The organism is Leucobacter sp. cx-42, assembly GCF_014529985.1.
Taxonomy (GTDB): domain Bacteria; phylum Actinomycetota; class Actinomycetes; order Actinomycetales; family Microbacteriaceae; genus Leucobacter.
Genome location: NZ_JACVMU010000008.1, coordinates 98,520 through 122,964 on the forward strand (window position 1 = coordinate 98,520; position 24,445 = coordinate 122,964).

Here is a 24,445-nt window from a genome sequence, read left to right on the forward strand (position 1 = left end):
AATCATGCTACCGACTGCCACTGACAACGGTGCGAGGCTTGCCGCAATTCTCCCAAGTGGACTTGCCGCACTCGCCAAGGGACGAGGGGCCGACACGGCCGAAATGACGGCCACCGCGCTCGGTGCGAGCGGCGCCGCACGCGCGGATCAGGCGGCCTCCGTGCAGCTCGCCGATCTCACCCCCGCACTGCAGTCGCTCGTCGTCGTGCTTGTGGACGGTCTCGGCAGCTCGAATCTCAAGGCTCGCGCCGGCCACGCGCCGACGCTGACCTCGCTCGCGCAGCGCCGCATCACCACCGTCGCCCCGTCGACGACAAGTGCAGCGCTGACCTCGTTTACGACGGGCACGTTGCCTGGTGATCACGGGATGATTGGCTATCGGATCCGCCACCCGGAGCTCGGGATCCTCAGCCCGCTGCGTGAGTGGGACGGGATCGACGATCATCGCTCGTGGCAGCTCAGCGAACCGCTGTTCCACGCTGCAGCAACGGCTGGCATTCGCACCTACACGGTCGGTCGCGCCGCGCACGCAGGCAGCGGGCTCAGTCAGGCGATTCTTTCTGGCGCTGAGTACGTCGATGGCGATCGCATTGAGGATCGCTTCGTTGCCGCGCGAAACTTGCTGCGGGACGAGACACCCGCGCTCATCTACGTGTACGTCGACGAACTCGACCGTGCCGCGCACCGAGACGGCTGGCAAGGCGACCAGTGGACGCGGCGCCTCGAGCAACTTGACCGCGCACTTCATGACTTCCTGACCGCCTTGCCAAAGGGCGTAGGTGTCGCGCTCACGGCCGATCACGGCATGGTTGATATCGAACCACACCAGCGCATCATTCTGCAGCGAGATGACGAGATGCTTGCTGAAGTGACGGAGATTGGCGGTGAGCCACGCTTCCGCTCGCTGTATCTGCGTGAAGGGGCTGATCCCGCGGCCGTAGCAGGCGCCATTCGCGAGCACGAGGGTCAGCGCGCGCTCGTGCTCACGCGAGACGAAGCCATCGCCACCGGAATGTTCGGTCCGACGCTCGCGCCAGGCGTGGCCGAACGCCTCGGCGAGGTCTTGCTCATTGCGCGCAAGCAGGTTGCGTACTTTGATGACGCCGCGGATCCGGCCATGCTCGAAATGGTCGGTCAGCACGGTGGCCTGACCGATGAGGAACGCGGTGTTCCGTTGATTCTCGCTGGCGCGCTCGCGGGAACCTCCTTTGCGAAGCTCGTTGAGAAGGTTGCGGCCGCACGGTTTACCAGCGAGTAAATGCCAGTACATAACAGAGGCGGTGAGCCCTGAGAAATCAGGTGCTCACCGCCTCTGTTATGCGCTCAGCGATCGTTACGCCGGATCGTCCTCGCTGCGGGTGCCAAAGAGAATGTCGTCCCAGCTCGGGATCGACGAGCGACCCTTCTTCGCTGCGCGATCGGTCTTCTCGGGCTCGTCCGTCGACAGGTTCTGCAGCGCAGCAGGCTCGCCCATTGCTGCGTTGGGGTCGTCAGTGACGCCCTTCGACTGCCAGATGCTCGCGGGACGCAACTTCTTTGGCGCGGCAGGAGCTGGCGCGGGAGCGGGTTCGACCGGGCCGCCGATGGGGTCATCAAAGAGGGGCGGGGGAAGCTCAAGATACGGATCGTTCGGAACGGGCTCCGGGCGCGAGATGCCTTCTTCCGCGGGGTTCGGGCGGCCGGTGAACGCGGCACTGATGTTCGGCGCATCGGGAGCCGGCGGAACCGGGCGAAGTACCGGGGGAGCAGGGAGCGATTCGGGCTGATCCGCGCCCTCGTCGACGGCTGGGGTGGGCAACTCGCTCACGAGCTCCGCGACGTTTGCCGCCTCGTTCTGGGCGGCCTCACGCGCGCTCTGCTCGCGATCACCACGGCGACGACGGAGCGCGTCAAGGAGATCGGCAGTCTGGCTCATATCGATGCGCTCTTCTGGCGCGGATCGGCCAGGCATGTTCATCGCCCGGTCTTCGATCTCGCGGCGGCGCTCATAGTCGTTCTCGGGGGTGTCCTGCGGGCCAGTCTGGGTACTGGCAGGCGCGGGTGCCGCGGGCGGGATCACCGGGGTGATGACGGCCGTTGGGTGCGTTGGGCTACTGTCGCCGAGTGGCGCCGCAGGTGCGGGCGACACAGGAGTGATCTCGCGAGTCTCCTTGAGGCCCTCAGCGTGATCGACAAACTCGGGCTCGGGGGCAGCGACAGGCTCGGGAGCCTGTGCATCAACAGCGCGCAGCTTCGGGATGAGCTGTGCGGCAACATCGCCCTGCTTGGAGAGGTGGGTTGCGTCGGGGTTCAGCGGACGGAGGGTGCTCTTCTTGTGGTCGAACTCCCACACCGCATCTCGGATCGCATCACTCGTCGCAAACGCGAGACCGATGTGCCAAGAGCCGCCGTCACCCTTCCAGCTGCGCCACTCAACTTCGTCGGCACCGAGCGTCGTGAGGCGGGCTTCGACCGCATCGCCAAATGCGCTCTGCTCGCCCTGTTCGCCATCCGTACGGACGGCAACTTCCTTGGCGAGGTCGAGGATGTAGCGGCGCTCAGCGAGCACGGGCTCCTCGAAGCGAGCAACGTCCTGCTCGTCGAGCTCGGTAATACGAGCCACCTCGAGGCGGCTCTTGCCTGCGCGGAGGAGCGACTGGATCTCGCGCGGGCGCGCACCAGTGTTGCGGCGCTCCCGCTTGGAGACCTGGCGAATTTCGGCGAGCAGTACTTCGTCGACTACGAGTCGGAATTCTGTACCGTCGTCCGCCGCGATAATGAGCGCTTGCTCTTCGCTGCGTACTACGCGCAATTCATCCATTTCAGAGGCTCCCTTCGGCACACTTCATCACAGGGTGCCATACCGAAATAGACACGCGCGGTATTGATATGGGCGAGTGTCAAACCGAGTCATGAGGTGTTCGCTTGCTGTGAACAGGCTCGAAAAGTTTCATTTGAGTTTGCGTCAGGGTGCGTTAATGAGGCAGACTATGGCCGCTCAATAGGAGTAATTTCCCACCAAAAACCGTAGGAGATCATGGCTACCGACTACGACGCCCCGCGCAAGGGTGACGAAGAAGCGACTGATTCAATCGAGGCGCTGAAGGAACGCGGTCCGGCTAAGGGCGCATCTTCCATCGACTCGGAAGATGCAGATAACCCGAGTTTTGATCTCGGCGGCTCAGACCTGTCTGACGTCGAGCTCGACGTTGTCGTGCTTCCGCAGCAGGCTGACGAATTCACCTGCACCAGCTGCTTCCTCGTGCGTCACCGCTCGCAGATGGCAGAAAAGGGCGAATTCGGCTGGATTTGCGCCGAATGCGCTGGCTAATCTAAGCCTCAGAGCGTAAACCATCGGGTCCCCGCGACTCGGCCTTCGGGCCGGGGGCGGGGACCTTTTGTGTGTTCGGGGGTGTTGTTTCCTGTTTTGGTCTCAACTCCGCGAAACCGGCCCTTTCCCCCGAGATCGATAGTTTCTACGCGCTGAAACTGCCCTTTTCGGCAGAAAGGGCTCTTCTTGCGGGGTTTTTGCTTCGTGATTTGGCCCTGGTTCCGATGACACGGCGAGCAATGGCGCTCACTATGGCTCAACTTTGGGGTGGGCTTTGCGTGCGCTCGCTTACTGGCCTGCGTCGTCACTGCAGGGGAAGTGCTCACGCTTGAGCTTGATGGCGAGTTATCGGTGAACTCTGCGCGGAGGCGCCAAATTGGGTGTCGCCCTTGAATGCCCCAACTCCCGGCAATGGGTTTTCGGTTTGACGGGCGCGCATCGCGCGGCTGTCTCCCGTGAGGCGCGGCGAGAAGCGCCACGGATTTCCAATTTGTTCACGATCGGGATGGGGAGCGGATGGTTCTCGAATGATGGGGGGGGCTGGCATCCTGCCTGCACCCTCGCGAGACGGCTCTGTTCCCCCTGGAAGTCATAGTCTCTGCGCACTAGAGGTGTACGTTTCGGCAGAAAATGTACCTGTCGAGTGCCTTGCCAAAGCACCTGAAAACAAGGCCGCACCAGCCGTGGCGGTTGAAGTATCAACAACCCTATATTTACCCCGCAACATGATTACAGAGCCTCACTGTTACATGCCCCCGTGGCGAACCAAAATGACACGTAAATAAGCAAAACCACCCCCTGACCAGGGCTGGGCAAGTAAAAAGGCGCGCACTCCTCAACCGTGAGGAGTGCGCGCCTTTCTGCACCAACCTGACTGCGACGCCGCAGTCAGGGCGCCAAACTACGCAGCGACGCGTGCGGCCTGCAACGCATCGGCGAGCGCTGCGGGCTTGCGGCTCGTGATGATCCAGTTCGGAGTCGGGTCGGTGGGGTCGGTGATCTCAATGCGTACGCCGCGGTGGATCCAGCCGCGCACCACCAGGTAGTTGCGCGCGTCAGACTTTGCGCCGATGACGTCGCGGAGTGCGTCTGCGCCGAGGAGTTCGATGTCGCCGAGGTCGGCAAGCGGGATCGCTGCACGACCCGCGTAGAGCTTGCCGTCTGCGATCCGCACGACTGGACTCATGAGCACGAGCGCAGCAGCGATGATGAGGTACAGCGCAATGGCCACCGGCCAAGCGATGTCGGAATTCACGGGGGTGAGCACGAGCGCGGTTGCCGGGATGAAGAGCAAGCACGCGGTGAGGATCCCGATTCCGGGCAGAAGACGTTCGCGGTAGGTGACCATAGCCCCATTATCCTCTTTCGCGCCTGGGAGATGGGAAGTTGGCTCCTGGGAGATGTGAGTGGCATCGGCAGATAAACCGCTCGATCCGCTAACCTGGCCGTGTGACTGATGTCGTTTCTATTCCCCTGCTCGGTGATTCCGTCCCTACGTACGCGCACCATGATGACGCTGGCGCAGACATGCGCGCCTCGGAGTCATTGGTCATTGGCCCTGGTGAGCGCGCCATGGTCGGCACTGGCGTCTCGATCGCGCTTCCCGAGGGATACGCGGCGTTCGTGGTGCCCCGCAGTGGTCTAGCTGCAAAGCACGGCATCACTGTGGTGAACTCGCCCGGCACGATCGACGCCGGCTACCGCGGTGAGATCAAGGTCGTTCTGCTGAACACGGACACAGCGACCCCATTCGAAGTTGTCGCTGGCGACCGCATTGCGCAGCTCATCGTTATGCCTGTTTCGAAGGCAGTGTTCACGCCCGTTGCCGAGCTTTCGGAGAGCGGCCGCGGCGACGGTGGGTTTGGTTCCACGGGTGTGAGTGCCTAACGCACACAGCGCCTCACGGGTGTGGCGGCGGATCGCGACTGCTTCAGTAGCTCACCGCTCACCGCACTCGAAAGTTTTGAAGTAATTAAAGGAGATGTCGCATGACTGACGCAGAACAGAGCGGCGCCGTAGAGGCTGTCGAAGGCCAGGTGGCCGCCGAGATCGATCGCAGCAAGTCTGCCCCCGCAGACCGCGATACGGCTGGCCCGTTTGATTTCACTGAGGTTCCGGCAATGCGGCCGTATGTTGACCTCGGGGGCATCAAGGTGGCTCCTCGCGAGGGGCTGCAGATGCGTCTTGAAGTTGACGAGCGCGCAAAGCGAGTGGTCGCCGCAACGCTGGGTTACGCGGAGTCGCAGCTGCAGCTCCAGGCGTTCGCCGCCCCGAAGACGACCGGTCTCTGGAATCAGACCCGCGCGGAGCTTGCTGCGCAGCTGACCCAGCAGGGCGCAAGGGTTGTTGAGCTTGAGGGTGCACTTGGCACTGATCTTCTCGTGAAGACTCCTGCTGCTGCCGACCAGGGTGGCTCCCGTGAGATTCGATTCATTGGTGTTGACGGCCCTCGCTGGATGCTGCGCGGCCTCATCATGGGTAAGGGCGCTTCGGATCTCGAGGCGTACGACCAGCTCATTGAGCTGTTCCGTGAGACCGTTGTGATTCGCGGCGAGCAGCCGCTCCCTCCCGGGGAGATGTTGGCGCTCAAGGTTCCCGCTGGTGCCCAGGCCGGTGCCACCGAGACGCAGGCGTAAGGTTCATGGCTGACGAGGCGCAGACCCCAGGCGACGACCACGCTGCGCCCGAGCTGGCCTCGGCCACTGGTCAACCACGTCAAATTGGCGGATCAATGGGTCGCGCCGTCGCAGCTGCAACCAGTGGTGAGGAGCTCACTGCTGAGAGTGTGATGCGCACGATTGGTGGCTGGCGAGGCGTAGCGGAGACCGTTATTCCCGCGTTTGTCTTCATTGTGGTCTTCGCGATCACCAAGGAGGCGCGCACCGCAGCGCTGGGTTCGGGCGCGCTCGCGATTGTGGCGGTCATCGTTCGCCTCGTGCAGCGCGAGACGATTGTCGCTGCGCTCTCTGGCGCGCTCGGCGTTGGCATCGCTGTGCTGATCACGCTCATTACGGGCCGTGGCGTTGACTACTTCCTGTCTGGGTTCATTGTGAATGCGGCCTGGTCGCTCGGCCTGCTGATTTCGATCATTGCCGGGTGGCCGGCAATCGGGCTGATTCTCGGATTCCTTCGCGGGGACATGACCGGTTGGCGCAAGGATAAGTTCATCCGCCGCGCGGCCGTCTGGTTGACGACCCTCTGGCTGCTGCTCTTCCTCGGGCGACTTGCGGTCCAGTTCCCGATGTATTTGGCCAATCAGGTCGAGATGCTTGGGGTGGCGCGGATCGTCATGGGCATCCCGCTGTTTGCGGCCTGCATTGTCGTGACTTGGCTTGTGCTGCGCAAGCTGCCGAAACCCGATGAGGTGGAATCGCGATCCGCCGACTAATCATCGGATGAATTTGCGCCGAACTTCCTTGAAAAGTCAGGGGAGTGGCGCTCGCGCGTCGCGTTCTGTCGCGTGTATAAACAGTGTAAGATGTATCTCGACATCGAGAGACTTTGGGAGGACTCATGGCTTCGGTAAACAGCTTTGGTGCACAGAGCACCCTCACCGTTGGTGGGAAAGATTACGAGATCTTCAAGATCAACCAGGTTGAGGGCGCGGCGCGCCTGCCTTTCAGCCTCAAGGTGCTGCTTGAGAACCAGCTTCGCACCGAGGATGGCGCGAACGTTACGGCAGAGCACATCAAGGCGCTCGGCAACTGGGATCCGTCGGCACAGCCCGACACCGAGATCCAGTTCACGCCCGCACGTGTGATCATGCAGGACTTCACGGGTGTTCCCTGTGTCGTTGACCTCGCAACCATGCGTGAGGCAGTTGTTGATCTCGGCGGCAGCCCCGACAAGATCAACCCGCTCGCTCCCGCAGAGCTCGTCATTGACCACTCGGTCATCTCGGACTCGTTCGGCAACGCTGCAGCGTTCGAGAAGAACGTTGAGATCGAGTACGTCCGTAACGGTGAGCGCTACCAGTTCCTCCGTTGGGGTCAGGGTGCATTCGACGAGTTCAAGGTTGTTCCCCCCGGGACCGGCATTGTTCACCAGGTGAACATCGAGTACCTCGCACGCATCACCTTCGCTCGCGAGGTTGGCGGCGTGCTCCAGGCATACCCCGACACCTGTGTCGGTACTGACTCGCACACCACCATGGAGAACGGTCTCGGCGTTCTCGGTTGGGGCGTCGGCGGCATTGAGGCTGAGGCAGCAATGCTCGGCCAGCCCATCTCGATGCTCATCCCGCGCGTTGTTGGCTTCAAGCTCTCGGGTCAGATCCCCGCTGGCGTGACCGCAACCGACGTTGTGCTCACCATCACGCAGATGCTCCGTAAGCACGGCGTTGTCGGCAAGTTCGTTGAGTTCTACGGTGAGGGCGTTGGCTCGGTCCCGCTCGCTAACCGTGCAACCATCGGCAACATGAGCCCCGAGTTCGGTTCGACCGCGGCGATGTTCCCCATCGATGATGTCACCCTCGACTACCTCCGCCTCACCGGCCGTACCGAAGAGCAGCTTGAGCTCATCAAGGCGTACAGCCAGGAGCAGGGCATGTGGCACAACCCCGCAGTTGAGCCTGAGTTCAGCGAGTACCTCGAGCTCGACCTCTCGACGGTGGTTGCTTCGATCGCTGGCCCGAAGCGTCCCCAGGACCGCATCGAGCTCACCAGCGCGAAGGAACAGTTCGAGGTTGACCTCAAGAACTACGCTCCCGCGTCGAACCCCGCAACTGTTGTTGACGAGCAGGGCCGCGAGTTCACGATCGATCACGGCGCAGTCAGCCTCGCATCGATCACCTCGTGCACCAACACCTCGAACCCCTCAGTCATGCTTGCGGCTGGCGTGCTTGCACGTAACGCAAACGCAAAGGGCCTGAAGGCGAAGCCGTGGGTGAAGACCACGCTTGCTCCCGGTTCGAAGGTCGTTACTGACTACTACGAGAAGTCGGGCCTCAAGACTGAGCTCGAAGATCTCGGCTTCTTCCTCGTTGGCTACGGCTGCGTGACCTGCATTGGTAACTCGGGTCCTCTCAACCAGGAGATCTCGAAGGCTGTCAACGACAACGACCTCGCTGTCACCGCAGTGCTCTCGGGTAACCGTAACTTCGAGGGTCGCATCAACCCTGACATCAAGATGAACTACCTCGCGAGCCCCCCGCTCGTCGTTGCGTACGCTCTTGCGGGTTCGATGGACTTCGACTTCGACAACGAGGCGCTTGGTCAGGATGCAGACGGCAACGACGTCTTCCTCCGCGACATTTGGCCCGACCCCGTTGAGGTGCAGCAGATCGCTGACAACTCGATCGACAGCGACATGTTCAACTCGAAGTACGCAACCGTCTTCGATGGTGACAAGCACTGGAATTCGCTGCCCACCCCCGATGGCAACACCTTTGCTTGGGACGAGAAGTCGACCTACGTTCGTAAGGCACCGTACTTCGACGGCATGAAGCTCAAGCCTGAGCCCGTCAGCGACATCAAGGGCGCTCGCGTTCTTGCAAAGCTCGGCGACTCGGTCACCACTGACCACATCAGCCCCGCGGGCAGCTTCAAGGCTGAGACCCCCGCAGGCCGCTACCTGGTCGAGAACGGTATCGCGCCGAAGGACTTCAACACCTACGGCTCGCGTCGTGGTAACCACGAGGTCATGATCCGCGGTACCTTCGCGAATATCCGTCTGCGTAACCAGCTCCTCGACAATGTCGAGGGTGGCTTCACGCGTGACTTCACCCAGGCTGACGCTCCCAAGTCGTACATCTACGACGCGGCAGAGAACTACCGCGCAGCGGGTATCCCGCTCGTCGTTCTCGGCGGTAAGGAGTACGGTTCGGGCTCGTCGCGTGACTGGGCTGCAAAGGGCACCAGCCTCCTTGGCGTGAAGGCAGTGATCACCGAGAGCTTCGAGCGTATTCACCGCTCGAACCTCATCGGCATGGGCGTCATGCCCCTGCAGTTCCCCGCAGGTCAGAACGCTGACACCCTCGGCCTTGACGGCACCGAGACCTTCTCGATCACCGGCATTGAGCAGCTTAACGAGGGCGTCACGCCGAAGACTCTTGCAGTTGAGGCAACCAAGGCTGATGGTTCGGTCGTTTCGTTCGACGCAGTCGTTCGTATCGACACCCCGGGTGAGGCTGAGTACTACCGCAACGGTGGCATCCTCCAGTACGTGCTGCGTTCGCTCGTCTAAGCACCTCGTGCTGAGCACGGAAGCTGACGAGTGATGCTTCCGCGCTCAACGGTGTGAAAGAGTTGTGCCCCGTCCAGTGGATTTCTGGACGGGGCACAGTTCTGTGTACTGAAACTTGGGGCCAATGCTCGTGGGGATCACAGGGGCCAGGGCACGCGCTCAAATTGGTAACACATTGGATGCTTGCAGGCTGTTAAAAACTGGCGCATAATTCAGACAGTGCCGAATGGCTCGGTGCTGAATCTGGAAGGATCAACGCATGGCGAACGAAGATCTGGGCAAGCAGGCCGCTGATGCTGCAGAGAAGGCAAAGGCTTTTCTGTCTGAGAACGCTGACAAGGTCAAGGATGCCCTGAAGAGTGAACAGGCTGAGTCAGTGAGCGACAAGGTGCTCGATGGGCTTGCTGGCTTTGCCAACAAGGTCACGGGCGGCGAGCACGCTGACAAGATCGATGAGATCAAGCAAAAGCTCGACGGCTCGATCGGCAATGAATAATCGCTGAGTTCTGAGACGGTAAGCGGGCTCCCCACGCGAATCGCGCGGGGAGCCCGCTTATGTGCGCCATGTACCGAATCACTCATTGCCGACGGGTAGACTGTGGGGATGCCCGGCGTTCACGTCGGCGAGAGAAGGGACGGGTGGCGAGTGGCGATCCTCGATCAAATCGAAGGCCCTGCAGACCTTGCGTCATTGAGCGCAGAACAGTGCGCTCAGCTTGCGGCAGAGATCCGCGAATTCCTCATCAGTGAGGTAGCGAAGACCGGCGGCCATCTGGGCCCGAATCTCGGCGTCGTTGAACTGACGATTGCATTGCACCGGGTGTTTGATTCCCCGCGTGATCCGATCATCTTCGATACGGGTCATCAGAGCTACGTGCACAAGATCTTGACGGGTCGCAAAGACTTTTCACAGCTCCGCCAGCGGGACGGCCTTGCTGGCTATCCGCAACGCTCGGAGTCCGAGCACGACATCGTCGAAAGCTCGCACGCTTCGAGCTCGCTCAGCTGGGCAGACGGAATTTCACGAGCCTTCGCACGTACCGGTCAGCAGGATCGCACCGTTGTGGCGGTCGTTGGCGACGGGGCCCTCACCGGTGGAATGACCTGGGAAGCGCTCAACAACATCACCGATGACAACGATCGCAACCTGGTGATCGTGGTGAACGACAACGGTCGCTCCTACGCCCCAACCATCGGTGGCATGGCTCGCTTCCTCAACTCGGTGCGGAGCCGCGCAACCTATCGTGATCTGCAGGAGGGGAGCGAGCGCTTCTTCTCACGCCTCGGCAAGCCCGGTCGCACGCTCTACCGCGGTACACGCGGCGCGCTGCACGGCTTCCTGAGCCGCGCGAGCGACAACGATCATCTGTACTCGAACCTCGATATCAAGTACTTTGGCCCGGTTGACGGTCACGATGAGCCGGGGCTCGAGGCCGTACTGACGCAGGCCCGCGAGTACGGTCGTCCCGCCCTCGTGCACGTGATCACCGAAAAGGGTCGTGGCTACGCGCCCGCCGAGAATCATGTTGGTGACCAGTTCCACGCAATCGGCCAGTTTGACCGCGACAGTGGCGAGCCGATCTCGAACGGGTCATCGCGCACCTGGACCTCGGTGTTTGGCGAGAGCATTGTCGACATCGCCGAGAAGAACGAAAAGGTTGTGGCGATCACGGCTGCAATGCTTGAGCCAGTCGGTCTGGTGCCGATGCTCGAACGCTTCCCGAACCGTGTGTACGACGTGGGCATTGCCGAGCAGCACGCGGTCACTTCTGCAGCGGGTCTCGCGTATGGCGGTTTGCACCCGGTGGTCGCGCTCTATGCGACCTTCATGAACCGTGCGTTCGACCAGGTGCTCATGGATGTCGCGCTGCACCACGCGGGCGTAACTTTCGTGCTTGACCGCTCCGGCATCACCGGCCCCGATGGCGCGAGCCACAACGGCGTCTGGGACCTCGCAATGCTGCAGATCGTTCCCGGCATTCGTATCTCCGCACCGCGCGACGCAGATACGCTCACCGAGCTCCTCGGCGAGGCAACCGCGGTCGAAGATTCGCCCACCGTGATCCGCTATCCCAAGGGCTCGGTTGGCTCCGACCTGCCTGCAATCCGTCGCACCCACGACGGTGTCGATGTGCTGCGCGAAGCGCAGGGATCCGCCGACGTGCTCTTCGTGACGGTCGGCCCGATGGCGCGCGTCGCGCTCGATGCCGCCGACATCCTGGCGGGCGAAGGAATTTCTGCCACGGTGATTGACCCGCGCTGGGTGGTCCCGGTCGCTGATTCCGTCGTTGAGATGGCGCGCTCGCATCGTTTGCTTGTGAGCATTGAGGACGGCATTCGTGTGGGTGGCGTTGGCACGCGGATCCGCCAGGCGCTCCGCGACGGTGCCGTCGACACGGCTGTGAGCGAACTCGGTACACCCGATGAATTCCCGCCGCACGCGACGCGTGATCAGCTCCTTGCGGACGCTGGACTCACGGCAGAGCGCATCGCCGCGAACGTCATCGATCAGGTGCGCGGCACGCGAATTCCCATCGCGCGTCCTGAGTAACCGGAGTAGTCTGGCGGCAGGACCCGTTCACACCTGAGAGGTGATTTTCTGTGACCGATCGTGAAGCCCTGCACCGTACGCTTGCCGAGCGTTTTCTGCCCGATGAGCTCATAGCTGCAATCAGGGAGCGCGCGGGAGATCACGATCGAGCGAACGAGTTTTTTGCGGCGGATCTCGCGGCACTCCGCGACACGGGGTACCTGACCACGTTTGTTCCAGCATCGCTTGGCGGGCCCGGGTTAACCCTCAATCAGGTGTCGCGATTGCAGCAGCGTCTCGCCGGCGCCGCACCCGCGACCGCATTGGGTATCAACATGCACCTGCTGTGTGTTGGTGTTGCACGCGCGTTGTACGAGCGTGGCGATCATTCGCTCGACTACGTGTTTGAACAGGCGCTCGCGGGAGAAATCTTCGCTTTCGGTATCAGCGAGCCTGGAAATGACTTCGTGCTCGCTGATTCAAAGACCGTTGCGGTCCCACGCGCAGCAGCTGACGGCGGTGGATTCGCACTCACCGGCACCAAGATTTTCACCTCACTCACGCCCGCGTGGACCAAACTCATCGTGCATGGCCGCGACGAGTCAGGGGAGGAGCCGCAGCTCGTCTTCGGTTTCCTTGATCGCGCCGACGAGGGTGTGCAGTCGGCAGGAAACTGGGATGTCCTCGGCATGCGCGCGTCCCACAGTCGCGCGACGCGACTCTCTGGCGCGGTCATGGCGGCGGATCAGGTGATCCGCACACTTCCCATCGGGCCCACGGCCGATGTGCTGGTCTTTGCGATCGCGAGCCACTTCCAGTTGCTCGTCGGATCGGTCTACGCCGGTGTTGCCGCCCGCGCGCTCGAGGTCGCGGCGGCCGGACTGGCGCATCGCAACTCTGCGAAGGCTGGCACCACGCTTGCCGAAGTACCTGAATTCCGGGCGCGGATCGCAGACGCGCACATGGCTCTCCTGCCCGTGGCCGCGCAGCTCGATGCGTACACGCGTGACATCGATGAGCTCACGAACCACGGTGAGCGCTGGCCATTGTTGCTCGTTCACGCGCGAATCAACGCAGGCGATGTTGCACGGCGGAACGCCGAGGTAGCGCTGGCGTGTGCCGGTGGCGCGGGGTTCGGGGCGATGCATGAGGCGAGTCGCCTGTATCGGGATGCGGCAGCGTCGCTGTTCCACCCGCCCGGAGTGGACGCTGCGCGCCCGATGTTTGCGGCGGCGTTGTTCGAGGGTTAGGCGCGCGGGGGCGCCCGCCCCGCGCCCGCATTTGTCGCAGATATGCTTTCCACCGTAAATATGCCGAATTAGGCCCCAAACAGCATACCTACGCGCGAAACCAGATCTGCGACGAGTGGCCAAAGGTCGCCCGCATCCGAGATTTGACCTAAACGCAGAAATCGAGCGTTGGTCAGACGAATTCGTGAGAAAACGTCTGACCAACGCTCGATTTGCTACCGAGGCTAAAAGCACGGGCGCCCGCGGCTAAGCCCTACGCTCCGGCGACGCGCGGCGTATGGAAGGCCCCACCGAATACGCGCTCACTCGCGCCAACGCGGTCGAGATACGGCGTCGATCCGCCAGCCTGGAACGGCCAGCCAGCGCCCAAGATGAGGCACAGATCGATGTCTTCCGCGGCGTGCACGACGCCCTCATCGAGCATGATCTTGATCTCGCCAGCGAGCTCATCCTCGACGCGCTGCAGGATGACCTCCTCGGTCACCGCCGTCTTACCGAGCGTGAGGGCCTTGCGGCCTGCCTTTGAGAGATCCTCGACCTTGCCGATCTTGCTCTTCACGAGTGGATCAGTCACATCAGCGAGCTTGTGCAGGTTCTCTGACGCGTAGAAACGCTCGGGGAATGCGGCAACCATGGTGTCCTGCACGTGGGCTGCGACCTTCCAACCGACGAGGTCGATGAGTTCGAACGGGCCCATAGGCAAGCCGAGCGGCGCGAGTGAACGCTCGACGACCGGCATCGGAGTGCCCTCGTCGAGCGCGCGAGCTGCCTCGCCCATCACCTTTGCGAGGAGACGGTTCACGACGAAGCCGGGACGGTCGGCGGTGATGACCGCGCTCTTGCCGAGCTTGCGCGCGATGACCATTGCTGTGGACAGCGATGCGTCATTCGTCGCGGGAGTACGAACGACCTCGATGAGCGGCATGACCGCGACCGGGTTGAAGAAGTGGAAGCCAACAAGGCGTTCGGGGTGAGCGAGGTTCGCGCCGATCTCTTCTACCGAGAGCGACGACGTGTTGGTCGCAATGATCGCTTCGGGGGAGATGTGCGGTTCAACCTCCGCGAAGACCTGCTGCTTGACCGAGAGCTCTTCGAAGACAGCCTCGATGACCCAGTCGCAGTCAGCGAAGTCGGCCTTGTCGGTCGTGCCCTGCACGAGTGCCTTCACCTGGTTCGCGTCGTCGGCAGACAGGCGACCCTTGGCCGCGAGCTTGTCGATCTCGCCGCGAATGTAATCGAGGCCACGGTCAACGCGCGTTTGATCAAGGTCGGTGATGAGGACTGGCACGCGGAGCTTGCGCGCAAACAGCAGCGCGAACTGGCTCGCCATAAGTCCAGCGCCGATGACGCCGACCTTCTGGACGGGGCGGGCAAGCTCCTTGTCGGGAGCGCCAGCGGGACGCTTCGCGCGCTTCTGCACGAGATCGAACGCGTAGATCGAAGCAGCGAACTGGTCGCCTGAGATGAGCTCAGCGAGCGCGAGGTCTTCGCGTTCAAACCCGCGCACGCGGTCGTTGTCACGCGCGGCAGCAAGCAAATCGAGTGCCACGTAGGGCGACTTCGCGGCGGTGCCGATCTTGGCCTTGAGCCGCTCACGCGCGATCTTTATCGCAACGTTCCACTTGGTGAGACGTTCGAGCTTGCCAGGGGCATGCGGGCGCTCAACCTTGGTTGCGCCGGTGATGACCTGATCCGCCCACGCGATGGACTCTTCCAAGAATCGACCTGGGCCGTACATTTCATCAAAGAGGCCGAACTCGTGCGCCTGCGCCGGCTTGAGCATGCGGTTATTCTTCAGCGGGTTCGAGATAACGACTTCAATTGCGTTCTCAATGCCGATGAGGTTGGGGACAAGCGTTGCGCCGCCCCAGCCGGGAATAATGCCGAGGAAGACCTCTGGGAACGCGAGCGCAGCCGCCGAAGAGTCCAACGTGCGGTAGTCGCAGTTGAGTGCGATCTCCATCGCACCGCCGAGCGCGAGCCCGTTGACGAACGCGAACGACGGAACGCCGAGCGAGCTGAACTTGCCGAGTACGTGGTGGCCGAGCTGCGCCATGAGCAGGGCGTTCTCGCGGGTGGCGAGTGTGGAGACCTTGGAGAGATCCGCGCCTGCTGCGAAGATGTACGGCTTGCCGGTCACTGCGACCGCCTGAATCTCACCTGCCGCAGCGCGGTCGCGCTGTGCGTCGAGCACGGCACCGAGTGCCTGCAGGGTGCGCGGGCCGAGAGTGTTCGGGCGCGTGTGATCGCGGCCGTTGTCGAGCGTGATGAGCGCGAGGGTGCCGCCCGAGGGGAGCAGCACGTCGCGTACGAACGATTCGGTGACGACCTCGTCTGCCGAGGCATCGATGATCGGCGAGAAGTCGATCTTGCTGTAGTCAGTCATCGCGCTTACTTGCCCTTCTTGCCGTTGTAGTGGGGGTTTTCCCAGATCATTGAGCCGCCCTGGCCGAGGCCGACGCACATGGCGGTGAGGCCGAAGCGCACGTCGGGTCGCTGCTCGAACTGGCGCGCGAGCTGAATCATCAGGCGCGTGCCCGATGCCGCGAGCGGGTGACCGAGCGCAATTGCGCCGCCCCAGGGGTTCACGCGCGGATCGTCGTCAGCAATACCAAAGTGATCGGTGAACGAGAGCACCTGCACCGCAAACGCCTCGTTGAGCTCGAAAATGCCGATGTCACTGATGGTGAGTCCGGCCTTCTTGAGTGCCTTCTCTGTGGACGGAACCGGTCCAAGACCCATCACCTCTGGCTGCACGCCAGCATAGGCGAACGAGACCAGGCGCATCTTCGGCGCGAGGCCGAGTTCCTTTGCGGTATCTGCGCCCGCGAGGAGCGACATGGTTGCGCCGTCGGTGAGGGGAGAGGACGTGCCTGCGGTCACACGACCGTGCGGACGGAACGGGGTCTTGAGGCCCGCGAGTCCCTCCATCGAAGTCTCTGGGCGACGGCCTTCGTCTTCGGTGGCGAGGCCCCAGCCGGCGGCGGATCGGGTGGCAACAGGAATGAGGTCAGCCTGAATGTCACCGCGATCGTAGGCAGCCTGCACCTTGTGCTGGCTGAGCATGCCGAAACGATCCGCGCGCTCCTTGGTGAGCTGCGGGAAACGATCGTGCAGGCGCTCCGCAGTCACCCCCATGTTCAGGGCATCCGGGCTCACGAGCTTTTCGGCGATGAAGCGGGGGTTGGGATCCGCGTCAAGACCGAGCGGGTGACGGCCCATGTGTTCGACGCCGCCAGCAACAGCGATGTCGTACTGGCCGGCGATGATCGCTGCGCTCAGGAACGAGGTGACCGTCATTGCACCTGCGCACATGCGATCAAGCGCAAAGCCGGGCACGGTCTGGGGGAGGCCAGCGAGAATCGCCGCCGTGCGACCGAGCGTGAGGCCCTGGTCGCCCTGCTGCGTCGTGGCTGCGATACCGACATCATCGATGCGATCGAGCGGGAGATTCGGGTTCCGGGCGATGAGACCCTGCAGCGCCTTGACTGCGAGATCGTCTGCGCGCGTTCCCGCGTACATGCCCTTGTCGCCGGCGCGTCCGAAGGGAGTGCGAACTCCGTCGACGAATACGACTTTTCTCATTGCGGCCACTTTGCCTCCATTTGGTGTTGAACCAGGTCGTGCTTCATATCCTAGGAAGCGCGACCTGGTCCGGTAGAACTCATATGTCTGGTCACTCGAAGCCGAGGCCAGACGCCGTGCAAGCTTTATCCCAAGTCTACAAATGCTGCGGAGATGATTGGCGCAACACTTGCAATCTGCCAGGGTCGCGCGCCGAGCTCAGCGAGTCGCGCAGCGATGTTCTCTGGTGTTGCAGGGGTCGGGGGATTCCACGCCACGCGACGCACAAGCGACGGCGTGATGAGGTTCTCGAGTGGCATGTTCTGGGCCTCGGCCTCCGCCTCAACGCCCGCGCGTGCGGCGGCAAGGCGCACTGCAGCCTCGGGTGCCTTCTGCTCCCAATTGCGGTGGTGCGGGATGGCATCGGGATCTCGGGGCTTCGGACCAGGCACATTGCGCGTGGTCTTGCCAGCCAGAATTGCCTCCCACCAGCGGTTCAGCTCGGTGCGACTTGCGCGCCCGCGGAAGGACTCGAGCTTCGCGAGCTCACCCTTCGAACGTGGGTTTGCCGCGACCGCGGCGACGAGTGACGCGTCTGGGACGAGACGGCCGGGGGCAACGTCCTTCTCGCGTGCGAGTCGATCACGAGAGTTCCACAGCTCACGAGCGACCGCGAGCTGCCGCGGGCCACGCAGCTTGCCGCCGCCGGCCAGCTTGCGCCACGGTTCGTCATTGGCCGGCTTGGGAGCCTTCGTGCGCACCGCCTCGAACTCCTGGCGCGCAATCTCGAGCTTGTTGCTTGCCTCGAGCTCTCCGTAGACCGCGTCACGCAGGTCTGGAAGTACGATGACGTCGAGCGCTGCGTATTCAAGCCACTCAATCGGGAGCGGGCGCGTCGACCAGTCAACGGCTGAGTGTGCCTTCGCGAGCTTGATATCAAGCAGGCGCTCGGTCACTGCGCCGAGACCGACGCGTTCAAAGCCGAGCAGGCGTGATGCAAGCTCTGTGTCGAAGAGCTGCGCGGGCTTCAGGCCGAGTTCTGCGAGGCTCGGCAGATCCTGATCGGCAGAGTGGAGAATCCACTCTTCAGGATTCATGAGCTCCGCGAGAGGCTCGAGCGAATCGAGCTTCGTTGGATCGAAGATGAACGTTCCCGATCCGCGCCGAAACACCTGCACCAGGAATGCGCGGTTGCTGTACCGGAATCCCGAGGCACGCTCCGTATCGATGCCGTACGGACCTTCACCTGCGGCAAGATCCTTCAGGGCCGCTGCGAGCGACCACTTGTCGCCAACGTTCGTCCACGTTGCCAGGTCTGTCTTAGTCACGCCCGCCTGCTCGCATCCGCAGCCGGTGGGCTGCTATCGAATCGATGCCCTCTTCGCGAGGGAGCCCTGCCAGGAGGCAGAGCAATTCTGACCAGGCTTCGGCGTGTACGGCAAAGTCGTCACCGAGCGGTGTCCACGATGCTCGCAACTCGAGGTGGGCGCCGTCGCCCTGACCTTCGAGTGTGCCGAAGCCGCTCGAGAGCACCTTCGTCGCTGTCCCAGAAATAAACGTATATTCGGCGGATCGCGCCGCCAGCGCGTCAAGCAACCACGACCACGCCACGTCCGAGATGAACGGGTCAACGCCGATCTCAAGCTCGAGCGGAGCCTGTGCGTAACAGATGACGCGGAACTCGCCGCCCCACTCTTCAACCGCATTCGGGTCACGCAGGAGCACCAGCCGGCCTACGCCAAAGCCCGATTCAACCGCCGCAGAATCATCGGTCAAGTCATGCTGCTTCAAGCCGCCTGCGAGCGCAAATGACTCGGGTGCGATGCTCTCTGGCGCCGGTGTCTCACGGATCGCCAGCTCTTCGCGCAGGTCAGCGTGACGCAGCTGTTCAACTGCCTCAGCAAACTTTCGCGAGAAACTTGGGGGTGTTGGGGTCACAGGGGAAGACTAGAGTTTGCTGTGAAAGAGTTCGGATTGCCACGCCGAACGCGTTCGAAACGTTAGAGAGTGGGTCCCAGGTATGGGCAATCGCCGCGGAATCATCGCTGGAGCTGTCGCTGCGGGTGTTGTTGGTGCTGCCGCCATCGGCGGCATCGTTGCTGGCGCAACGGTGCTGGCTCGGCGTGCAGTGGAGGGGGAGCGGCTCACTGAAGACCCGCTCGAGGTCGTTAACCTTGGCGAGGCACAGGGGCTCCCCGCCGTTGTGCTGCGCGGAGTTGGTGCCGGACTGCGTGGGGATTACACGCTGCTTCTCGCACAAGACACGATCCGCGCCCGAGTCGGCAAAGTGCTGGGGCGGGAATCCGGCAACGTCGTTCGTGAACTGCTTGCCGTCGATCGGGGAGAGCTCCGTCCCGGACTTCGTGGCCGGCTGACTGGTTGGTGGTACGCGGATCCGGCAGAGCTCGGTTTGCGGGTCGAGGAGATCACCTACCCGACAGAGCTGGGCGATGCGAAGGCATGGGTGATCCGCCCGAAACTGCCACGGAAGAAGCGGTGGGCGGTGCACGTACACGGTCGCGGCGCCGAGCCGGTAGAAACGCTACGCGGCGTGCTGCCGCTTGCCCGTGCCGGCGTCACGAGCCTCGTGATTTCGTACCGGGGTGACGAAGGTGCGCCCGCGAGTGCTAACGGGCGCTTTGGCCTCGGCATTTCTGAGTCCCATGACGTGGACGCTGCGATCGCAGAGGTGCGTCGCCGCGGCGCAGAGCGGGTCACGCTCGTTGGCTGGTCGATGGGCGGTACGGCCTGCATGCTGGCGAAGCAGCGGGGTGCACACCGTGACGTGATCGACGGCATCCTGCTTGATTCGCCTGCGCTTGACTGGCCTGACGTGCTGCGAGTCCATGCTCGCGCAGCTGGCGCTCCCGCGCCGCTCGCTGACATCGGCCTCGAGCTTTTGCGTAACAATGTCGTGAAGTCTGGCGTCGAAGACGGGTTGGACGCTGGGTCGCTGGTACCCGAACGATTTGCCCGCGATCTCGATGTGCCGGTGATGATTCAGGCGAGCCGTGGCGATGGCTACGTGCCGAGCGCCGGCGCGGAACGCCTTGCGCAGCTGCGTCCAGACCTCGTTGAGCTGCGTCTCGTCGACAAAGCAAAGCACGTGCGGCTGTGGAACATGGATCGTGACGGCTGGGAGGATGCGGCCTTCCGCTTTGCCTCGACGCTGCCGCGCCCGGCATTCCGCGGCTAGTCGCTGCGCACGGAACGCTGTCGCGGGTAGTCCTCGGCGGCGCTCCGGCGCTAGACTTGCAGGGATGTCTGCCAACGAATTGCACAGCACTGCCCGGATCGTAGATCGACGCCCAGCAATCTCAGGAACTGAGCTTGTTGCCTCACTCGTTCCGCCCCCGCAGTTCGACCACGCCTCCTTCGAGTCGTACCGTCCTGATGACCGTTACCCCTCGCAGGCTGAGGCGCGTGACACTCTTGACGCGTTCTCGAAGCCTGCAGCTGCCACGCGCAGCGGTGGTGGCGGATTCTTTGGTTTCGGCCGGAAGAAGGACAAGGCGCCAGCTGCGGCCGCTCCTGCGAAGCCCGGCGTCTACCTTGACGGTGGTTTCGGCGTTGGTAAGACGCACCTGCTCGCGGCGACCTGGCACGCGACCGCTGGTCGCAAGTACTTCGGCACCTTCATCCAGTTCACCGCGCTCGTCGGCGCGCTTGGGTACGAGGGTGCGCTCAACGTGCTCCGTGGGGCGAAGCTCATCTGCATCGATGAGTTTGAGCTCGATGATCCGGGTGACACGATGCTCATGACTCGCCTGATCGGTGATCTCACCTCGTCAGGCTCGCGGATCGTCGCCACTTCAAACACCCCGCCCAACGCCCTCGGTGAGGGCCGTTTTGCGGCTGCAGACTTCATGCGCGAAATCCAGGCAATGTCAGATCGCTTCACCACGATCCGCATCGATGGCGTGGATTACCGCCAGCGCGACCTTGAGAGCGACGCCATTGCGCTCAGTGATGAGGCGTACCAGTTCGCTGTGGCTGACGCTGCAGCCTCGGGTAACCGCATGACCGATGACGTCTTCGGCGACCTCATCGAGCATCTCGCGACCGTGCACCCGTCGAGCTATGTCGGCCTGCTGTCGGGCGTTGATGCGCTTGGCATTCGCGACGTGCATGAGATCACTGATCAGTCGTCGGCACTGCGCTTCGTTGCCTTCATTGACCGTGTCTACGATGCGCAGATTCCCATCAGCGCGACTGGTATCCCGCTCACGAACATCTTCGGCGGCGGAATGATCGACGGTGGCTACCGTAAGAAATACCAGCGCTGCCAGTCGCGTCTCAACGCGCTGACCGCTGCCACGATCGAAGCGTAGTCTCCCACCATGTGGACTGATCTCGCTCGGAAGCTCCTCGATATCCTCTTGCCGGGGGAGAAGCGGCGTTCGTCGCGGCCCACCTCGGGGTCTTCCTCGCGACCGACCTCGCGCACGAGCGCTGGTCAGTCTTCGGGGCGCGGATCAGCCAAGCCCGGTCCCAGCCCGCGTTCGCACGCAGATACCGCGGTCGATACTCACGTTCCCGGTCGGGACGGCGACGCAGACAGCATTACGCGTGATCTGACGCCGGCTGAAGCCAAGTCGCTGCGATTCGAGTATTCGCCGCGGCGCGACGGTGACCCCGATCCTGGTGAAGTCGTCTGGACGTGGGTGCCCTACGCCGAGAACGATGGGCGAGGAAAGGATCGTCCCGTCCTGATTCTCGGACGCGTGAGCGCCACCGCGCTCGCTGGCTGCTATCTCAGCACCAAGCAGCATCGAGATTTCGTGCCGGTGGGAACTGGTGGCTGGGATCCGCAGCATCGCCCAAGCTATCTTTCGCCCGAACGTCTCTTGCGCGTGACCCACTCGGGCATGCGCCGCGAGGGGCATGAGATCGATCGCGAAACGTTTATCGCGGCAGCTACAGTTGTGGCCCGCACCCACCACCTGCGCGGTTAGTGCGGGCCACTCCGACTCACAGTTGATCGCTACATTGTGGTGATTTCGCCGCGGTTTGGTGCCTGAATGTCGGTGTCTTCGCCCCACTTGCTGTAGTCAAGGGTCGAGATGCCTGTGCCAAGATCCATGATGATGCGGCGCGGCAGGTCATCTGGACCAACGTACAGCTTGTACTCGACGCTCTTGCCGAGCGCGAGGAGTTCCTCGGGGCCGATCGCCTCGATCTGTCCGGTACTCGTGAGGAGCTTCTCCGGATCAAGTGCGAGCGTGTACTCGGTCGTCTGTACGCCATCGATCTTCTCGCCGCCACCCGTCTTCGTGAGCGACTGCAGGGCGCCCTCAAACGCCGCAAATTGAGCGGCCGGGTCAGTCTGCGCGGTGAGGTCGTCGATATTCAGTGCGCCAGACTGGTCTTCCGAGACTTCAACCCACTTGTCTGCGGTGAGCTCACCGAGTGACATGTAGACCTTGCCCTTGACGAGCTTGAGCTCAGCCGTCGTCGAAGTCTGCTCATCGACGGGCATGTCCATGAGCATGTGCATGCGTAGGTCGTTGGAATTCTCCGAGAACTCCATGTCGGCGCTCGCAGTGATTGTCGACCCCTGGCCCTCAATCTTGGTTTCCAGGTGGGCGGATCCCGAGCGCAGCTGTGCTGCGCTGATCCGCGTGACAAAGTTCTCGGCGGTGAGGTCGGTGCCGATCTCGGCCTCGGAGACAGTGTCTGCGGGGCTTGTGCCTGCGCCGGAGCAGCCAGTGAGGCTCAGGCCAGCAACGAGGGCGAGGGACGCGAACACAGTGCGTTTCTTGAAAGAAGCCATGTGCGTAAGTGTATTGGGGCGCGGTTGGGCTGAGCTGGGTGTGCTGTGGTTTGGTCGCTTGGTTGTGTTGCGTGCTGCCGCGTGCGCTGCGTGCTGCCCGGTCCGCCGGAGATATGTAATCGGCCGTCAATATGCTGTTTGGAGTCGAATTCACCATATTTTCGGCAGAACGCATATCTACGGAAAGCTCGGCCGGTCTGTAAGCAGGGAGCATCTACCGAAACAACAACACCGCACAATAGGCATTGCTTTGGGCTTATCCGTGATTACCTGGGAACGCTGGCCGCATTTGGATGTAGGTATTCGAGCTGCGTTGGTGCGCATCAATCTGCGGCACCAAGCGCCGAAAGTGCTCCGATGCGCAATGGAGATCGAGGGCCTCACGATCTGGCCACTCTTCAACGAAGATGAAGTGCCCGGGATCCTCATCATCGATGAAGAGTTCGTAGGAAACGTTGAGCGGTTCCGCCCGCGTTAGCTCGACGAGCTCACGGTAAAGCGGCAGCACGATATCAATAGCATCGGGCCGGATGAAGTCCTGGGCAATCATTTTCAGCATGATGACCTCAGTCTCGCAGGATTTCCTGACGCAAGCAGCCAAATGTTTCCGTGACCTGGCGGGTTCTGTCTGGAACTGCCGGAAGCCGCTTCGAAACAGGCGTGTTCACCCGTGGATGCAAACGCTAGCCGAGGCCTGCGGGTCGCTGAAGAAACAAGAAAACCCCCGGTCAAAGGACCGGGGGTTTGTCTGTGCGCGATACTGGGATCGAACCAGTGACCCCTTCCGTGTCAGGGAAGTGCGCTACCGCTGCGCCAATCGCGCCAATGTTATTGGCGAGTCTCGCGTGAGACTCAAGAGAATAATCAGTAAACCTGTTCATTCAGAGCGGATGACGAGATTCGAACTCGCGACCCTCACCTTGGCAAGGTGATGCGCTACCAGCTGCGCTACATCCGCATGTCATTCAGGCCTTCGTTTCCGTTGCCCTGCGACTTGAATAACTATAGAGGGCATATGGAGGGTGCGCACAATTAGGCCAAATTCGGGCGCGTCGCAGAACGTGCCATTGGTGAAAGGAACAACGGGGTCTATGGGGGTTCCTTGTCTTGTGTGAGTATTGAGAAGAGGGAGAGATTGCGCGCGCACGACGCACGACGCACGGCCCCGACCGGTGCGTGCGAGGAGGCATTCATGAGTACTGCACGGTTGCAAGTGGTCTTGGCGCGCACACATGTGTGGGTGCCGGTGGCACTGTTGTTGCTCGCCACAGTAGTGAGCAACGCCCCGCGACAATTCGGAGAAATCTCGTATTGGATAAGCGTTGCACTGACTACTGCTGGTTTGGGTGCCATTGCTATTTCGGGCTACTTTCGCAAAGGACTGCTCGGCGCAATGCCCGCGGCCGCGGCGCTATTTTTGGTTTTCGCGTTGTGGCCCGTCTATAGCGGTCTGGTGAGCCTCGCGATTGATCCAATGAAGCCAAATCGAAGTTATGCGGTCGTGTTTGCCTTGGCGCTTCTTACCGGGTTCGTTGCCATGGTGCTCGCTTGGAAGGCGCAAGTGGCTCCTCGGCACGCTCAGTTCATTGCCTGCGCGCTGTTTGGGTCACTGCTTGGATGCCTGGCTTTCGGCTGGGTGCTGAATTTCGCTGGTATTGATCTTCTGGGCGGCCTGGGTGCGTTTTTAGTCTTCGCCCAAACTGTTCTCTACGGGGCAATATTGGTGGGCCTGAGCGTGATGATCGTGTGGCATGAACTTGCGCACTTAGATGAAGGGGGAGCACTGCCGTAAGCGCCCGCCGTGCCGCCCGGAACGGCCGCGAGTAAACGAAAAA

The 24,445-nt window shown here is 62.3% G+C and carries 21 protein-coding genes and 2 tRNA genes; 13 read left to right on the forward strand and 10 right to left on the reverse strand.

Translation table 11 applies throughout. From position 1 onward, the window contains the following. The first annotated feature begins 4 nt into the window (after positions 1-4). Positions 5-1,258 carry an alkaline phosphatase family protein gene (locus tag ICM05_RS09515; RefSeq protein ID WP_188024349.1) on the forward strand — a complete coding sequence of 418 codons (1,254 nt, stop codon included), beginning with the start codon at positions 5-7 and terminating at the stop codon, positions 1,256-1,258. Between the two features lie 75 nt (positions 1,259-1,333). On the opposite strand, the gene sepH is transcribed toward ICM05_RS09515, so the two are convergent. Further along, positions 1,334-2,800: a septation protein SepH gene (gene sepH, locus ICM05_RS09520; RefSeq protein WP_188024350.1), complete on the reverse strand. Its 1,467-nt coding sequence runs from the start codon at positions 2,798-2,800 to the stop codon at positions 1,334-1,336. Between the two features lie 216 nt (positions 2,801-3,016). Here sepH and ICM05_RS09525 point away from each other — a divergent pair, with 216 nt between their 5' ends. Then, positions 3,017-3,310 (forward strand): DUF4193 domain-containing protein, encoded by a 294-nt coding sequence (locus tag ICM05_RS09525; RefSeq protein WP_188024351.1) that lies wholly within the window; start codon positions 3,017-3,019, stop codon positions 3,308-3,310. 901 nt (positions 3,311-4,211) lie between these two features. On the opposite strand, the gene ICM05_RS09530 is transcribed toward ICM05_RS09525, so the two are convergent. Continuing rightward, positions 4,212-4,658 (reverse strand): DUF3093 domain-containing protein, encoded by a 447-nt coding sequence (locus tag ICM05_RS09530; RefSeq protein ID WP_188024352.1) that lies wholly within the window; start codon positions 4,656-4,658, stop codon positions 4,212-4,214. Between the two features lie 101 nt (positions 4,659-4,759). On the opposite strand from ICM05_RS09530, the gene dut reads away from it, so the two are divergent. From dut to ICM05_RS09565, 7 genes are all read left to right on the forward strand, one after another. Continuing rightward, positions 4,760-5,197: a dUTP diphosphatase gene (dut, locus tag ICM05_RS09535; protein WP_188024353.1), complete on the forward strand. Its 438-nt coding sequence runs from the start codon at positions 4,760-4,762 to the stop codon at positions 5,195-5,197. 101 nt (positions 5,198-5,298) lie between these two features. Beyond that, the gene (locus ICM05_RS09540) at positions 5,299-5,946 is read left to right on the forward strand and encodes a DUF3710 domain-containing protein (protein WP_188024354.1); all 648 of its coding nucleotides are present in this window, start codon (positions 5,299-5,301) and stop codon (positions 5,944-5,946) included. Between the two features lie 5 nt (positions 5,947-5,951). Then, positions 5,952-6,698, forward strand: a complete 747-nt coding sequence (locus ICM05_RS09545) for a DUF3159 domain-containing protein (RefSeq protein ID WP_188024355.1) — start codon at positions 5,952-5,954, stop codon at positions 6,696-6,698. Positions 6,699-6,823: 125 nt separating this feature from the next. Further along, positions 6,824-9,493, forward strand: coding sequence for an aconitate hydratase AcnA (gene acnA, locus ICM05_RS09550; RefSeq protein WP_188024356.1), 2,670 nt, complete (start codon positions 6,824-6,826; stop codon positions 9,491-9,493). A gap of 259 nt (positions 9,494-9,752) precedes the next feature. After that, positions 9,753-9,989 (forward strand): antitoxin, encoded by a 237-nt coding sequence (locus ICM05_RS09555; protein WP_188024357.1) that lies wholly within the window; start codon positions 9,753-9,755, stop codon positions 9,987-9,989. Between the two features lie 150 nt (positions 9,990-10,139). Continuing rightward, a complete protein-coding gene (gene dxs, locus ICM05_RS09560; RefSeq protein ID WP_188024457.1) occupies positions 10,140-12,044 on the forward strand; it encodes a 1-deoxy-D-xylulose-5-phosphate synthase in 1,905 nt (634 codons plus the stop codon). A gap of 50 nt (positions 12,045-12,094) precedes the next feature. Beyond that, positions 12,095-13,273 carry an acyl-CoA dehydrogenase family protein gene (locus tag ICM05_RS09565; RefSeq protein WP_188024358.1) on the forward strand — a complete coding sequence of 393 codons (1,179 nt, stop codon included), beginning with the start codon at positions 12,095-12,097 and terminating at the stop codon, positions 13,271-13,273. 253 nt (positions 13,274-13,526) lie between these two features. On the opposite strand, the gene ICM05_RS09570 is transcribed toward ICM05_RS09565, so the two are convergent. From ICM05_RS09570 to ICM05_RS09585, 4 genes are all read right to left on the reverse strand, one after another. Then, positions 13,527-15,659 carry a 3-hydroxyacyl-CoA dehydrogenase NAD-binding domain-containing protein gene (locus ICM05_RS09570; RefSeq protein WP_188024359.1) on the reverse strand — a complete coding sequence of 711 codons (2,133 nt, stop codon included), beginning with the start codon at positions 15,657-15,659 and terminating at the stop codon, positions 13,527-13,529. Positions 15,660-15,664: 5 nt separating this feature from the next. Further along, on the reverse strand, positions 15,665-16,858 hold the full coding sequence (locus tag ICM05_RS09575) for a thiolase family protein (protein ID WP_223160421.1): 1,194 nt from the start codon (positions 16,856-16,858) through the stop codon (positions 15,665-15,667). Positions 16,859-16,983: 125 nt separating this feature from the next. Next, a complete protein-coding gene (locus tag ICM05_RS09580; protein WP_353055875.1) occupies positions 16,984-18,165 on the reverse strand; it encodes an HRDC domain-containing protein in 1,182 nt (393 codons plus the stop codon). After that, a complete protein-coding gene (locus ICM05_RS09585; protein ID WP_188024361.1) occupies positions 18,158-18,775 on the reverse strand; it encodes a DUF3000 domain-containing protein in 618 nt (205 codons plus the stop codon). Before ICM05_RS09585 ends, ICM05_RS09580 begins: the two co-directional genes overlap by 8 nt. 82 nt (positions 18,776-18,857) lie before the next feature. Here ICM05_RS09585 and ICM05_RS09590 point away from each other — a divergent pair, with 82 nt between their 5' ends. The 3 genes from ICM05_RS09590 (at position 18,858) to ICM05_RS09600 (ending at position 21,792) form a co-directional block, all read left to right on the forward strand. Continuing rightward, positions 18,858-20,033, forward strand: coding sequence for an alpha/beta hydrolase (locus ICM05_RS09590; RefSeq protein ID WP_188024362.1), 1,176 nt, complete (start codon positions 18,858-18,860; stop codon positions 20,031-20,033). Positions 20,034-20,097: 64 nt separating this feature from the next. Continuing rightward, positions 20,098-21,168 (forward strand): cell division protein ZapE, encoded by a 1,071-nt coding sequence (gene zapE, locus ICM05_RS09595; protein WP_188024363.1) that lies wholly within the window; start codon positions 20,098-20,100, stop codon positions 21,166-21,168. Positions 21,169-21,177: 9 nt separating this feature from the next. Further along, positions 21,178-21,792 (forward strand): hypothetical protein, encoded by a 615-nt coding sequence (locus ICM05_RS09600; protein ID WP_188024364.1) that lies wholly within the window; start codon positions 21,178-21,180, stop codon positions 21,790-21,792. Between the two features lie 29 nt (positions 21,793-21,821). Here ICM05_RS09600 and ICM05_RS09605 read toward each other — a convergent pair whose 3' ends face one another. From ICM05_RS09605 to ICM05_RS09620, 4 genes are all read right to left on the reverse strand, one after another. Next, entirely contained in the window at positions 21,822-22,610 is a 789-nt protein-coding gene (locus ICM05_RS09605) for a DUF6612 family protein (protein WP_188024365.1), read from the reverse strand. Positions 22,611-22,866: 256 nt separating this feature from the next. Continuing rightward, positions 22,867-23,169, reverse strand: a complete 303-nt coding sequence (locus ICM05_RS09610; RefSeq protein WP_188024366.1) for a putative quinol monooxygenase — start codon at positions 23,167-23,169, stop codon at positions 22,867-22,869. Between the two features lie 192 nt (positions 23,170-23,361). After that, positions 23,362-23,433: transfer RNA gene (locus tag ICM05_RS09615), tRNA-Val, on the reverse strand. A gap of 62 nt (positions 23,434-23,495) precedes the next feature. Continuing rightward, positions 23,496-23,568 (reverse strand) — tRNA-Gly (locus ICM05_RS09620). A gap of 234 nt (positions 23,569-23,802) precedes the next feature. Here ICM05_RS09620 and ICM05_RS09625 point away from each other — a divergent pair. Continuing rightward, positions 23,803-24,402 (forward strand): hypothetical protein, encoded by a 600-nt coding sequence (locus tag ICM05_RS09625; protein WP_188024367.1) that lies wholly within the window; start codon positions 23,803-23,805, stop codon positions 24,400-24,402. The last annotated feature ends 43 nt before the right edge of the window (positions 24,403-24,445 follow it).